This window comes from Streptomyces sp. CT34 (genome assembly GCF_000805335.1).
Lineage (GTDB): Bacteria > Actinomycetota > Actinomycetes > Streptomycetales > Streptomycetaceae > Streptomyces.
This window is the reverse complement of sequence record NZ_KN708638.1, coordinates 5,133,532-5,145,487: the sequence shown is the minus strand read 5'-3', so window position 1 is coordinate 5,145,487 and position 11,956 is coordinate 5,133,532. Positions and strand designations below refer to the sequence as shown.

The window sequence follows — 11,956 nt, the reverse complement described above, 5'->3', positions numbered from 1 at the left end:
CCGCCGGCACACGGCCGGGCGGTGGCTCGGCCCCGGGCGGCGCGGCGTCAGCCCCGCCGGCTCAGCAGCCACGGCTCGACGACGCCCAGGCCGCGCACCGGGCGCTGCCACATCGGTTGCAGCGCGAAGCGGTAGGGGGGCGGCGGGCTGCCGGTGCCCTCCTGGGCCGCCTTCTCCGCCGCCGCGGCGTCCGCCTCGGAGACCGGCGCCTCGCCCGTGCGCCCCAGTTCCTCCGCGAACGCCTCGTCGACGAGGACGGTGTCCTTCGGCGCTATCGAGGTGAGCCGGCTGGCCAGGTTGACGGTGGTGCCGAAGACGTCGCCCATCCGGGTCGTGACCGTGCCGAACGCGATGCCGACCCGCAGCTCGGGCATCGTCTCGTCGTGGGTCATGGTCTCGATCAGCCGCAGCCCGATCTCCGCCGCGACGCCCGCGTCGTCGGCCGCGAACAGCACCTCGTCGCCGAGCGTCTTGATGAGCCGGCCACCGTGCGCGGCGACCAGGTCGGCGGCGGTGGTCTCGAACGCCTCGACCAGCTCGCCCAGTTCCTCGTCCTCCAGGCGCCGGGTCAGCCGGGTGAAGCCGACCAGGTCGGCGAACCCGACAGCGAGCCGCCGGTCGACCATCTCCGCGTCGTCCTGGGCCTGGACGACCCGGCCGGTGGCCGCCGCGAGCTGCCGCCGCCAGACGTAGACGAGGAACTCCTCCAGTTCCGGGAGCAGCAGCTCGACCAGCGGATAGGTGATCTCCGTACGGGTCAGCCCGGAGTCCTGCGGCTCGGTGAGCCCCTCCAGGAAGGAGTCGATCTGCCAGTCGGCGAGCCGGGCGGTGGTCTGGCCGGTGGACCGGGCGACCTGGACGGCCATCGCCTCGCTCAGCAGGCCCGCCTCGACGAGACCGGCCAGCCGGCGCAGGGCCAGCACGTCGGCCTCGGTGAGCGCCTTGACCTGGCCGATGTCGGCGAAACCCATCGCCCGCCAGAAGCGCGCCGCGAGGTCCATGGAGACGCCGGCGCTGCGGGCCGCCTGGAACGGCGTGTAGCGGCGGTCGGCGCCGAGGATGAGTTGTTCGAGCTTGACGGCGATGTTGTTCTCGTTGTCGCCGTCGTCGCTGTTGTCGGCGGCGTCGCTGTCGTCGGCGGCGTCGCCGGTGCCGCCTTCGTTGGCGGTGCCGCCGTCGCCCTCGGTGCCCGCCGGGTCCGCTCCGGTCCCCGCGGGGTCACCAGCCGGGTCGCCGGTGGGCACGGCCACCGCGTCGCCCCCGGCGTCCGCGCCGCGCGGAGCGGCCCCCGAGTCGTCGCCGGTCACCGGCCGCTCCCTGTCCGATCCCTGCGCACTGCCCTTCCGATCACTGCTCGCCCATGATCCGTTCCCTGACGGATCGCCTCAACGATACGGCAGGTGTGCTCTGCCTCACGTGGTCGCTGCGCTCCCCTGACGCGTACGTGTTGGGCGGGCGCCGGACGGGAACCGCGCGGCGCCGGCCGCCGTCGGCCACCACCGGCGGGCGGCGTGCCGTCGGCCGCGCCGCGTCACGGCGCGGAGTAACCGTCCCCGCTGGTGGGCCGCAGGTGGATGATGTCGCCGGCGGCCACCGGCCGTTGGACGCCGTCCTCGGTGGCCAGGACGAGGCGGCCGTCCGCGTCGAGGGCCACGGCCTCGCCCTGGAGGGACTCGTCGCCGGGCAGCTGCGCGCGCACCGAGCGGCCGAGGGTGGCGCAGCCGGCGGCGTACGCCTCCTGGAGGCGGCTGGCGCCGGGGTCGCCGTTCGCCTCCTGCCAGGCGCCGTACCAGTGCTCCAGGGAGCGGAGGACGGCCCGAAGCAGCGGGTCCCGGTCGGTGTTGCGTGCGCCGGCCAGGGCGAGCGAGCCGGCGGTGGGGACGGGGAGTTCCGCGGGGGTGAGCGAGACGTTGATGCCGATGCCGACGACCACGCCGTCGGCGGCGCGTTCGGCGAGGATGCCGCCGACCTTGCGCTCGGTGCCGACGGGGGTCTCCCCCGGACGCAGCTCGTCGGAGTCCTCGGGGCACGTCACCAGCAGGTCGTTGGGCCACTTGAGGGCGGTGTCGACACCGGCGCAGCGGGCGACCGCCGAGGCGGTGGCCACGCCGGTCAGCAGCGGCAGCCAGCCCCAGCGGTCGTGCGGGACACGCGGCGTGAGGTAGACGGAGAGGAAGAGGCCGGAGCGGGGCGGCGCCGACCAGCGGCGGTCGAGCCGGCCGCGGCCGGCGGACTGCTCCTCGGCGACGAGGACGGCGCCCTCGGTGAGGCTGCCGGCCCGCGCCGCCAGGTCGGTGTTGGTCGACCCGGTGACGGGGACGACCTCCAGTGAGGACCAGAGCGAACCGGGGCGCACCAGCGCCCGGCGCAGCGCGCCGGCGTTGAGCGGCGGGCGGTCCAGATCGCTCCAGCGGCCGGCGTCTTTGTCCCGCTTTTCCGGTGGTTGAGGCGTCATGGGGCCAGCCTAGGTGTGGTCAACGACGCAGTGCCGCAGAGCAGTCCCGCCGATACGCTACGAGTCGGTAGCCACACCCGTACCACCCTCCGTACGAGTGCCAGTCCAGGACGAGCAGGAGCCGCATCCCGATGTCCGAGCCGGAAGCAAACATCCACACCACCGCGGGCAAATTGGCGGATCTGCAGCGGCGGGTCGACGAAGCCACCAACGCCGGTTCCGCCCGCGCGGTCGAAAAGCAGCACGCCAAGGGGAAGTTGACGGCGCGTGAGCGCATCGAGCTGCTCCTGGACGAGGGCTCGTTCATCGAGCTCGACGAGTTCGCCCGGCACCGGTCGACGAATTTCGGCATCGACAAGAACCGCCCGTACGGGGACGGGGTCGTCACCGGCTACGGGACCGTGGACGGCCGGCCGGTGTGCGTGTACTCGCAGGACTTCACGATCTTCGGCGGCTCGCTGGGCGAGGTCTACGGCGAGAAGATCGTCAAGGTGATGGACTTCGCGCTGAAGAACGGCTGCCCGGTCATCGGGATCAACGACGGCGGCGGCGCCCGCATCCAGGAGGGCGTGGTCGCCCTCGGCCTGTTCGCGGAGATCTTCCGGCGCAATGTGCACGCGTCGGGCGTGGTGCCGCAGATCTCGCTGATCGTGGGCCCGTGTGCGGGGGGTGCGGTGTACTCGCCGGCCATCACGGACTTCACGGTGATGGTCGACCAGACGTCGCACATGTTCATCACGGGCCCGGACGTCATCAAGACCGTGACCGGCGAGGACGTCGGCTTCGAGGAGCTGGGCGGGGCCCGGACGCACAACACCACCTCGGGCGTGGCGCACCACATGGCGGGCGACGAGAAGGACGCCATCGAGTACGTCAAGGGGCTGCTGTCGTACCTGCCGTCCAACAACCTCTCCGAGCCGCCGGCCTTCCCGGAGGAGGCGGACCTGGCGGTCTCGGACGCGGACCGCGAGCTGGACGTGCTGATCCCGGACTCGGCCAATCAGCCGTACGACATGCACAGCGCGATCGAGCACGTCCTGGACGACAACGAATTCCTGGAGACCCAGGCGCTGTTCGCGCCGAACATCATCACCGGGTTCGGGCGCGTCGAGGGCCACTCGGTGGGCATCGTGGCCAACCAGCCGATGCAGTTCGCGGGCTGCCTGGACATCAACGCGAGCGAGAAGGCCGCGCGGTTCGTGCGCAGCTGCGACGCGTTCAACGTCCCGGTGCTGACGTTCGTCGACGTGCCGGGCTTCCTGCCGGGCACGGACCAGGAGTACGACGGGATCATCCGGCGCGGCGCCAAGCTGATCTACGCGTACGCGGAGGCGACGGTCCCGCTGATCACGGTCATCACCCGCAAGGCGTTCGGCGGCGCGTACGACGTCATGGGGTCCAAGCACCTGGGCGCGGACCTGAACCTGGCGTGGCCGACGGCGCAGATCGCGGTCATGGGCGCCCAGGGCGCGGTCAACATCCTGCACCGCCGCACGCTCGCCGCGATCGAGGACCCCGAGCGGCAGGAGTCCCGCCGCCAGGAGCTGATCCAGGAGTACGAGGACACCCTGCTGAACCCCTACGTCGCGGCCGAGCGGGGCTATGTCGACGCGGTGATCATGCCGTCCGAGACGCGCCGGCACATCGTCCGCGGGCTGCGCACGCTGCGCAACAAGCGCGAGGCGCTGCCGCCGAAGAAGCACGGCAACATCCCGCTGTAGTCCGGCTGAAGTCCGCCGCAGGAGGTCGGTTGACGATGATCAAGGTGGTACGGGGCAATCCCACACCCGAGGAGCTGGCCGCCGCACTGGCGGTGGTTCGGGCCCGCGCGGCTGCCGCCGCGGCAGTCGCGCCGGGCGGGCCGGAGCGGCGTTCGGAGTGGGCGGATCCGGCGGCGACGGTCCCCGCGCGCTCCCGGATGCCGCATCCGGGGCCGGTGGCCTGGCGGACCAGTTTCTGGCCACGCTGACTTTGGCGGGATCCGGTCGGTGCATCGTGCACTGACTAGTCCTTCGCGGTGCGGCGCCTGAGTACGCGTACTCAGGCGCCGCCGCCGTACCGGGCGCGAAGATCGAAGTCATGCTGTGGTCCGATCCGCCCGATGAACCCTCCGAGGAGCTGCGCGAAGCGCAGGCGAAGCTCCGCCGGCTGGGCTTCGTGCTGGCCACGGCGATCATGGTGGGGACGCTGGTGCTGCTGCTGAGGTGACCACCGCACGCCCGCCGCTCCCGGATCCGGCGGCGCCCCCATTTCTCCCTTCTGCAACCGCAGCCGCCGAATTCGCATCTTTCTCTCCTGATAGCGCAATTCGGGCATGCGGCCGTGCGGCGACCGGCCGCACGGCCGGCTAGTGGGGAGATCGATGAACAGGCCGCTCAGACACATAGCCGTCTTCTCCGGGGTGCTGGTGCTCGCCCTGCTGGTCCGGGCGACCTGGGTCCAGTTCGTCCAGGCCGACCGGCTGGCGAACGACGACAACAACCGGCGGGTCAAGATCGAGGCGTTCTCCTATCCGCGCGGCAACATCATCGTCGACGGCAAGCCGATCACCGGCTCCGTGGAGACCAGCGGCGACTTCAAGTACAAGCGGACGTTCACCGACGGCCCGATGTACGCCCCGGTCACCGGCTACGCCTCCCAGGCGCAGGGCGAGAGCATGCTGGAGGGCGTCTACAAGAAGGTGCTCAACGGCAAGGACGACCGGCTCTTCTTCAACCGGGCCCGGGGCATGCTGACCGGCGAGAAGCCGCGCGGCGGCGATGTCATCACCACCATCAACGCGAAGGCGCAGCAGGCGGCGTACAAGGGGCTGACCGATCTGAAGGCCACCGGCGCGGTGGTCGCCCTGGACCCGCGCAACGGCAAGATCCTGGCACTGGCCAGCACGCCGTCGTACGACCCGTCCGCCTTCGCCGGGGTGTCCCTCGCGGAGGGCGAGAAGTACCAGGCGCTGGACCACGATCCGGCCAAGCCGATGAACAACCGCGCGCTGCGCGAGATCTACCCGCCCGGCTCGACGTTCAAGATCCTCACCGCCGCCGCGGCCCTGGAGCACGGCACGGTCACCGACATCAACGCCTCCTCCGGCGCCCCCGCCCCGTACACCCTCCCGCAGACCCGCACCCAGGTCGGCAACGACATCGCCGGTGCGCCGTGCGACAAGGCGTCGCTGAAGACCGGTATGCAGTGGTCCTGCAACAACGTCTTCCTGGACGCCGCGCACAAGCTCGGTACCGACAAGATGCGCGAGACGGCGGAGAAGTTCGGCTTCAACGCCGAGCAGTTCACCCCGGTGCGTTCCGCGGTCAGCGGATACCCTGCCAAGCTCGACCAGCCGCAGACCGCGCTCACCGGCATGGGCCAGGGAAGCCTGACCAGCACCCCGCTCCAGATGGCCATGGTCACCGCCGGAATCGCCAACAACGGCAAGGTGATGAAGCCGTTCATGGTCGAGGAGCTGCGTGGCCCGGATCTCTCCACGATCGAGAAGTTCGACCCGACGCCGCTGAATCCGAAGTCCCCGCAGGCGGTTTCCGAGGGCACCGCGAAGAAGGTGCAGGAAATGATGGAGTACACCGTCTCGGACGGCACCGCCTCGAAGGCGAAGATCGACGGCGTGACGGTCGGCGGCAAGACCGGCACCGCGCAGCACGGCGCGAACGTCAACGACGAGCGCCCGTACGCCTGGTTCGTCTCGTACGCCAAGCAGGCCGACGGCAGCTCCCCGGTGGCGGTGGCCGTCTTCGTCGACCCCAAGAACATGGACATGCCGCGCTCGGAGATCGCCGGCGGAAAGCTGGGCGGCCCGATCGCGAAGTCGGTGATGGAGGCGGTACTGAAGAAGTGACCGCGGCCGGCCGGGAATTCGCGTGCGGAGTAACCCTCCGCGATGAGTCGGCTGCGGAACGCCCCCGGCGGCGCCGGCACCCGCCACCCGCTCCGTACGATGGCGGGCATGACCGAAGCGCCCCGCCCCCGCCGCCTTGTCCTCGCCTCCCAGTCCCCCGCCCGTCTGGGCCTGCTCCGGCAGGCCGGACTGGCGCCCGAGGTCGTCATAAGCGGCATCGACGAGGACGCGATCACCGCCCCGACGCCCGGTGAGCTGGCCCGCGTCCTGGCCGAGGCCAAGGCCGCCGCGGTCGCCGCCCGGCCGGAGGCCGCGGGCGCGCTGGTCGTCGGCTGCGACTCGGTCCTGGAGCTGGACGGCCGGGCGCTCGGCAAGCCCGCGGACGCCGAGGACGCCACCGCCCGCTGGAAGTCCATGCGCGGCCGTTCCGGCGTCCTCCACACCGGCCACTGCGTGATCGACGCCGCCTCCGGCCGCCGGGTCTCGGCCACCGCGTCCACCACCGTCCGCTTCGGCGAACCCAGCGACGCCGAGATCGCCGCCTACGTGGCCAGCGGCGAACCCCTCTTCGTGGCGGGCGCGTTCACCCTCGACGGCCGCTCGGCCCCCTTCATCGACGGCATCGACGGCGACCCGGGCAACGTCATCGGCCTCTCCCTGCCGCTGCTCCGCCGGCTGCTGGCCGACCTGGACATCGCGATCACGGATCTGTGGGCCTGAGCACGGCGGGCCGGGCCCGAGCGCGGCAGCGCCGTCGGGGCTGTCCGGCGTCGCTCAATGGAAGCCGAGCATCCCGGGCGAGTCGATGTCGACGGTGACCACACCGGGTGGGTAGGCGCTCTCGTTGCCGGTCAGAAGGATCGACATCCCGGTGAACTCGGGACGCGGCAGTGCGCAGTACAACGCGTGGCAGGTGTCCGGGCCGCCATAGCCGTCGCGGATCATGGTTCCGACGCTGACGGCCGCCATGGTGTCGAGGCCGTCGACGACGACGGCGGAGAAGGCGAGCACGCGGCGGGAGAGGTTCTCGTCGTCGGCTTCGGCCTGCATCAGGCACAGGGCGGGGATGTTCAGGCGGTCGGCGGGGGTCCTTGCCATGTTGCCCGCCAGCAGGTTCAGCGTCTTGTGGCCGTCGGCCAGGGCTTTGACGGCACTGGTGTCAAGGATGATCACGCGGCGGCATCCCGGGCGGCACGCGCCTTGGCTGCGGCGATCTTGTAGATGTTCCCGAGGACATCGGGAGCCTGCTCGAACTCCTCGTCCCCGATGTCCACGCCGATCAGGCGTCGTGCGACGTCCCGGTCGGCGGCCAGCCGCTCGGCCCGTTGTGCGGCGGTCGGCTGCTCCGCGGCGAGTGCTTCGACCAGCTGGCCGATGCTCACACCGCGCTCCTTCGCGAGTTCGGCAAGGTGGTCGCGGGTCTCGCGCGGGACCTGAATCGTCGTCGATGCCATAGCGACACTATAGCGAGCTTACGGCGATCGTGCGGCGGCCGGCACCTCTCCTCGGAGCACTGGCAGCGCCCACAGGTTGCCGCCGTTCGTCATGCGGCTGCACGCACCCCGTCCCCCTCTGCCCCTGTTCGGCCCGTCGTTGGTCCGCCCCCGGCAACAGCCCACCGGGCCCACAAGGGCCCGGCCGCATGGCCCGGAAAGGCATCCAACTCGGCCCGCCGCGGCAGGAGTTCGGGGGCCGAGAGGGAAACCGCGCAGTGGGCGGGCGGATATCAGGCGGGGGAGCCGTCCGCGGCCGGGGCGTCCGCCGCGGTGTCGCGCGGTTCCCCGTAGGCCACCAAGGTCAGCACCAGCATCGCCAGCACCACCATCATCGCCAGGAACGCCACCCAGCCGACCAGCCCGACGGCGAACGCCCCGAGCACCCCGTGCACCACGGCACAGCCGATCAGCACGATGCGCGCAAACCCGCCGGGCGCGCGGTCGCGCAGCGCGCTGCGGAGCAGTATCACCGCGCAGCAGGCCAGGAAGACGCCGAAGACGCCGCCGCCGATCCACGCCCCGGCGGACATCGCGCGCGGCTGGAGCCCCGCGAGCGACATCTGCTGCCGGTCCACCACGATGCTCAGGATCCAGTTCAGCAGCAGGATCCCGGCCGCTTCCAGGATCAGGACCACCGCCGCCGCCACAGCCACCGGTCTGCGCGCCACCACCCCGCCCACCCCACTTCCGCCGTCATAAGCCGTCATCACGAGCCGTTACCAGGAGTACAGAGGCATCAAGCACGCTACTAACGGGTAACAGCGAGGGCAAGGGGTGTGCACGACCCCGCGCGGACCCGCGCCGGCGCATCCGCACCCGCCGTGTTCACCCGAAAACTTTCACTCGCCCATTCGTAGGGATTCCACAAAGAATTGACGATCCGCCGGACGTCCGCAGTTCGAGACCTAGGCCACACCGTGACCCGAGCCGGAGCCCGGGAATCCGGGCCTACCCTGGGATTCCAACGGACTTTGGTCCCTCACCATCGCCGCGTGCACGCTCCGTGTGGGCAAGCTCACCCCTGGGAACGGGTCGGCACGCGGTGTCGCCAGTCCCTAAACTCGCTGCGTTCAGTGTGTTGCGGCGTAGCGCCAAGGAAGGACCCATCGTGCGCAAGGTGCTCATCGCCAACCGTGGCGAAATCGCTGTCCGTGTTGCCCGGGCATGCCGGGACGCCGGGATCGGGAGCGTAGCCGTCTACGCCGAGCCCGACCGGGATGCCCTGCACGTACGCGCTGCGGACGAGGCATACGCCCTGGGCGGTGACACCCCTGCCACCAGCTACCTGGACATCGCCAAGGTCCTGCAGGCCGCCGCCGATTCCGGCGCGGACGCCATCCACCCCGGTTACGGCTTCCTGTCGGAGAACGCCGAGTTCGCCCAGGCCGTCCTGGACGCGGGCCTGACCTGGATCGGCCCGCCCCCGCACGCCATCCGCGACCTCGGCGACAAGGTCGCGGCCAGGCACATCGCGCAGCGCGCCGGTGCCCCGCTGGTCGCCGGCACCCCCGACCCGGTCTCCGGCGCGGACGAGGTCGTCGCCTTCGCCGAGGAGCACGGCCTGCCGATCGCCATCAAGGCGGCCTTCGGCGGCGGCGGTCGCGGACTGAAGGTCGCCCGCACCCTCGAAGAGGTCCCGGAGCTGTACGACTCCGCGGTCCGCGAGGCGGTCGCCGCCTTCGGCCGCGGCGAGTGCTTCGTGGAGCGCTACCTGGACCGCCCGCGGCACGTCGAGACCCAGTGCCTGGCCGACAAGCACGGCAATGTCGTGGTCGTCTCCACCCGCGACTGCTCGCTCCAGCGACGTCACCAGAAGCTCGTGGAGGAAGCCCCGGCGCCCTTCCTCTCCGATGAACAGAATGCCGAGCTGTACCGCGCCTCCAAGGCCATCCTCAAGGAGGCCGGCTACGAGGGCGCCGGCACCTGCGAGTTCCTCGTCGGCCAGGACGGCACCATCTCCTTCCTGGAGGTCAACACCCGCCTCCAGGTCGAGCACCCGGTCACCGAAGAGGTCACCGGCCTGGACCTGGTCCGTGAGATGTTCCGGATCGCCGACGGCGAGGAGCTGGGCTACGACGACCCGGCGGTGCGCGGCCACTCCTTCGAGTTCCGGATCAACGGCGAGGACCCGGGCCGCAACTTCCTGCCCGCGCCCGGCACGGTCACCACGTTCGCCGCACCGTCCGGTCCGGGCGTCCGCCTGGACGCGGGCGTCGAGGCCGGCTCGGTCATCGGCCCGGCCTGGGACTCCCTGCTGGCCAAGCTGATCGTCACCGGCGCCACCCGCGAGCAGGCCCTCCAGCGCGCCGCCCGCGCCCTCAACGAGTTCCAGGTGGAGGGCATGGCCACCGCCATCCCGTTCCACCGCACGGTCGTCAAGGACCCGGCGTTCGCCCCCGAACTGGCCGGCTCCGCCGAGCCGTTCACGGTCCACACCCGCTGGATCGAGACCGAGTTCGTCAACGAGATCCCGCCGTTCGCCGCGCCCGGCGCCGAGGAGGCCGAGGCGGACACCCGCGAGACGGTCGTCGTCGAGGTCGGCGGCAAGCGCCTGGAGGTCTCCCTGCCGTCCTCGCTGGGCATGCCGCTGGCCCGCGCCGCGGTCGCCGGCGGCGCCAAGCCGAAGCGCAAGGCCGCCAAGAAGTCGGGCAGCGCCGCCTCCGGCGACGCCCTCGCCTCGCCGATGCAGGGCACCATCGTCAAGGTCGCCGTCGAGGAGGGCCAGCAGGTCACCGAGGGCGAACTGGTCGTCGTCCTGGAGGCGATGAAGATGGAGCAGCCGATCAACGCGCACCGCTCCGGCACCATCAAGGGCCTGACCGCCGAGGTCGGCGCCGCCCTCACCTCCGGCGCGGTCATCTGCGAGATCAAGGACTGACCCGGCGGCACCCCGCCGACAGCAACGGGCGCCCGGCAGTCAGCCGCCGGGCGCCCGTTCCCGTTCACGAACTGCCGACCACGTCCTCCGGGAACGTCAGCGACCGGCTCATCCACTGGAGCGCGGCGGGCAGTTCACGCCGCCAGGTGGCGAAGTTGTGGCTGCCGTGGTCGAGGACGATCGAGTCGGCCTTCATGGGCGGTTTGACCGCGGCCAGGAACGCCTTCGCCGCCGGGTAGTTGGGCTCGCCGGAACGGCTGGTGCCGATCAGCACGTTCACCTGCGGGGCGGGCTGGTTCTTCAGCCGCCACATCAGGTCGTGCTCCTCGCGGCGCCGGCCGCGGTCCTTGCCGTCGCCGAAGAGGTTGCCGGTGGTGGGGTCGTTGGAGACCTTGTAGTCGGGCGAGAGCGCCGCCGCCGCGGTGTACGTACGGGAGTGGAGCATGGCCAGCTGGAGGGCGCAGCTGCCGCCCGAGGAGTAGCCCATGACGCCCCAGGCGCCCGGGTCGTTGCCGACGCGGTAGTGCGACCGCAGCGCGTCCGGCACGTCGCCGGCGAAGAACGTCTCGGCCTGCGGGCCGCCGGGCACGTCGACGCACTGGGTGTCGCGCGGCGGCGCGACGGTGGGCCGCAGCATGACGATGACGGTCGGCTGCATCTTGCCGCTGCGGATCAGCTGCGAGGCGGTCTCCGGCAGCCGCAGGTGCTGGCCCAGCAGGAATATCCCGCCCGGGTAGCCGGCGAGCGCCACCATGACCGGGAACCGCTGCCGGGCGTACTGCTTCTGGAAGTACTGCGGCGGCAGGTAGACATAGGCCGGGTCCACCACCCGGGTCCGCTTGCCGACGATCTTCACGGTCTCGACCTTGCCGTTCTTGTCCGGCGGCCCCTTGGGGATCCCGTGGACCTTGTCCAGGCCCTCGGGTCCGGACGGCTGGACGAGCCCCTTGGACGGGTCCCCGGCGGGCCCCGCCTTGCCCTGGTCGCCCCACTTGCCGACGGCGGCCGGCGCCCCGTCGTAGAGGCCGAGCAACTCGTGCCAGGAGGCGTAGAACTCGAAGTTGGCGTTCACCGCGAGGCCGAGCGCGGCCACGATGCTCAGCTGGGTCGCGGCGATCACACCGAGCCGCGCCAGCACCGCCCGCGGCCCGCGCCCCGCGAACCGCGGCCACATCCAGACCGTGAGCCCCACGCAGACCACGGCGACCGCGATCACGGCGTACAACAGCGTCCGGCTGGTCAGTCCCATGACATGTTCCCCAGGTGTCCGGGATATTCCG

General features: G+C 71.4%; 12 protein-coding genes. 6 read left to right on the top strand and 6 right to left on the bottom strand.

From position 1 onward, the window contains the following. Positions 1-47 precede the first annotated feature (47 nt). Both RZ84_RS22560 and RZ84_RS22555 read right to left on the bottom strand, forming a co-directional pair. Entirely contained in the window at positions 48-1,307 is a 1,260-nt protein-coding gene (locus RZ84_RS22560) for an adenylate/guanylate cyclase domain-containing protein (protein WP_043265814.1), read from the bottom strand. A gap of 224 nt (positions 1,308-1,531) precedes the next feature. Further along, positions 1,532-2,455: a biotin--[acetyl-CoA-carboxylase] ligase gene (locus RZ84_RS22555; protein WP_043265813.1), complete on the bottom strand. Its 924-nt coding sequence runs from the start codon at positions 2,453-2,455 to the stop codon at positions 1,532-1,534. A gap of 131 nt (positions 2,456-2,586) precedes the next feature. Here RZ84_RS22555 and RZ84_RS22550 point away from each other — a divergent pair, with 131 nt between their 5' ends. The 5 genes from RZ84_RS22550 (at position 2,587) to RZ84_RS22535 (ending at position 7,022) form a co-directional block, all read left to right on the top strand. Beyond that, positions 2,587-4,176 (top strand): acyl-CoA carboxylase subunit beta, encoded by a 1,590-nt coding sequence (locus tag RZ84_RS22550; RefSeq protein ID WP_043265812.1) that lies wholly within the window; start codon positions 2,587-2,589, stop codon positions 4,174-4,176. 35 nt (positions 4,177-4,211) lie between these two features. Beyond that, positions 4,212-4,424: an acyl-CoA carboxylase epsilon subunit gene (locus RZ84_RS22545; RefSeq protein ID WP_043265811.1), complete on the top strand. Its 213-nt coding sequence runs from the start codon at positions 4,212-4,214 to the stop codon at positions 4,422-4,424. A 110-nt stretch (positions 4,425-4,534) separates the two neighbouring features. Continuing rightward, the gene (locus RZ84_RS42375; protein ID WP_277816882.1) at positions 4,535-4,663 is read left to right on the top strand and encodes a morphogenic membrane protein MmpB; all 129 of its coding nucleotides are present in this window, start codon (positions 4,535-4,537) and stop codon (positions 4,661-4,663) included. A gap of 154 nt (positions 4,664-4,817) precedes the next feature. After that, positions 4,818-6,302: a peptidoglycan D,D-transpeptidase FtsI family protein gene (locus RZ84_RS22540; RefSeq protein ID WP_043265810.1), complete on the top strand. Its 1,485-nt coding sequence runs from the start codon at positions 4,818-4,820 to the stop codon at positions 6,300-6,302. Between the two features lie 108 nt (positions 6,303-6,410). Continuing rightward, entirely contained in the window at positions 6,411-7,022 is a 612-nt protein-coding gene (locus tag RZ84_RS22535; RefSeq protein WP_043270560.1) for a nucleoside triphosphate pyrophosphatase, read from the top strand. Between the two features lie 54 nt (positions 7,023-7,076). Here RZ84_RS22535 and RZ84_RS22530 read toward each other — a convergent pair whose 3' ends face one another. From RZ84_RS22530 to RZ84_RS22520, 3 genes are all read right to left on the bottom strand, one after another. After that, complete coding sequence (locus tag RZ84_RS22530; protein ID WP_043265809.1) at positions 7,077-7,475, bottom strand: PIN domain-containing protein; 399 nt, start codon at positions 7,473-7,475, stop codon at positions 7,077-7,079. Then, positions 7,472-7,756, bottom strand: coding sequence for a ribbon-helix-helix protein, CopG family (locus RZ84_RS22525; protein WP_043265808.1), 285 nt, complete (start codon positions 7,754-7,756; stop codon positions 7,472-7,474). The genes RZ84_RS22530 and RZ84_RS22525 overlap by 4 nt, the downstream gene beginning before the upstream one ends. Positions 7,757-8,028: 272 nt before the next feature. Further along, positions 8,029-8,505, bottom strand: a complete 477-nt coding sequence (locus tag RZ84_RS22520) for a hypothetical protein (protein ID WP_241777810.1) — start codon at positions 8,503-8,505, stop codon at positions 8,029-8,031. A gap of 401 nt (positions 8,506-8,906) precedes the next feature. Between RZ84_RS22520 and RZ84_RS22515 the strand changes: the two genes are divergently transcribed. Beyond that, complete coding sequence (locus tag RZ84_RS22515) at positions 8,907-10,676, top strand: acetyl/propionyl/methylcrotonyl-CoA carboxylase subunit alpha (protein WP_043265806.1); 1,770 nt, start codon at positions 8,907-8,909, stop codon at positions 10,674-10,676. Between the two features lie 64 nt (positions 10,677-10,740). Here the strand turns inward: RZ84_RS22515 and RZ84_RS22510 are convergent, their stop codons facing one another. After that, the gene (locus RZ84_RS22510) at positions 10,741-11,925 is read right to left on the bottom strand and encodes an alpha/beta hydrolase (RefSeq protein ID WP_043265805.1); all 1,185 of its coding nucleotides are present in this window, start codon (positions 11,923-11,925) and stop codon (positions 10,741-10,743) included. Between the last annotated feature and the right edge of the window lie 31 nt (positions 11,926-11,956).

Bases quoted from the DNA above. Each gene is read 5' to 3' on its own strand.
- RZ84_RS22540 (WP_043265810.1), top strand. From the start codon at position 4,818: ATGAACAGGCCGCTCAGACACATAGCCGTCTTCTCCGGGGTGCTGGTG.
- RZ84_RS22520 (WP_241777810.1), bottom strand. From the start codon at position 8,505: ATGACGGCTTATGACGGCGGAAGTGGGGTGGGCGGGGTGGTGGCGCGC.
- RZ84_RS22535 (WP_043270560.1), top strand. From the start codon at position 6,411: ATGACCGAAGCGCCCCGCCCCCGCCGCCTTGTCCTCGCCTCCCAGTCC.
- RZ84_RS42375 (WP_277816882.1), top strand. From the start codon at position 4,535: ATGCTGTGGTCCGATCCGCCCGATGAACCCTCCGAGGAGCTGCGCGAA.
- RZ84_RS22510 (WP_043265805.1), bottom strand. From the start codon at position 11,925: ATGGGACTGACCAGCCGGACGCTGTTGTACGCCGTGATCGCGGTCGCC.
- RZ84_RS22545 (WP_043265811.1), top strand. From the start codon at position 4,212: ATGATCAAGGTGGTACGGGGCAATCCCACACCCGAGGAGCTGGCCGCC.
- RZ84_RS22550 (WP_043265812.1), top strand. From the start codon at position 2,587: ATGTCCGAGCCGGAAGCAAACATCCACACCACCGCGGGCAAATTGGCG.
- RZ84_RS22525 (WP_043265808.1), bottom strand. From the start codon at position 7,756: ATGGCATCGACGACGATTCAGGTCCCGCGCGAGACCCGCGACCACCTT.
- RZ84_RS22555 (WP_043265813.1), bottom strand. From the start codon at position 2,455: ATGACGCCTCAACCACCGGAAAAGCGGGACAAAGACGCCGGCCGCTGG.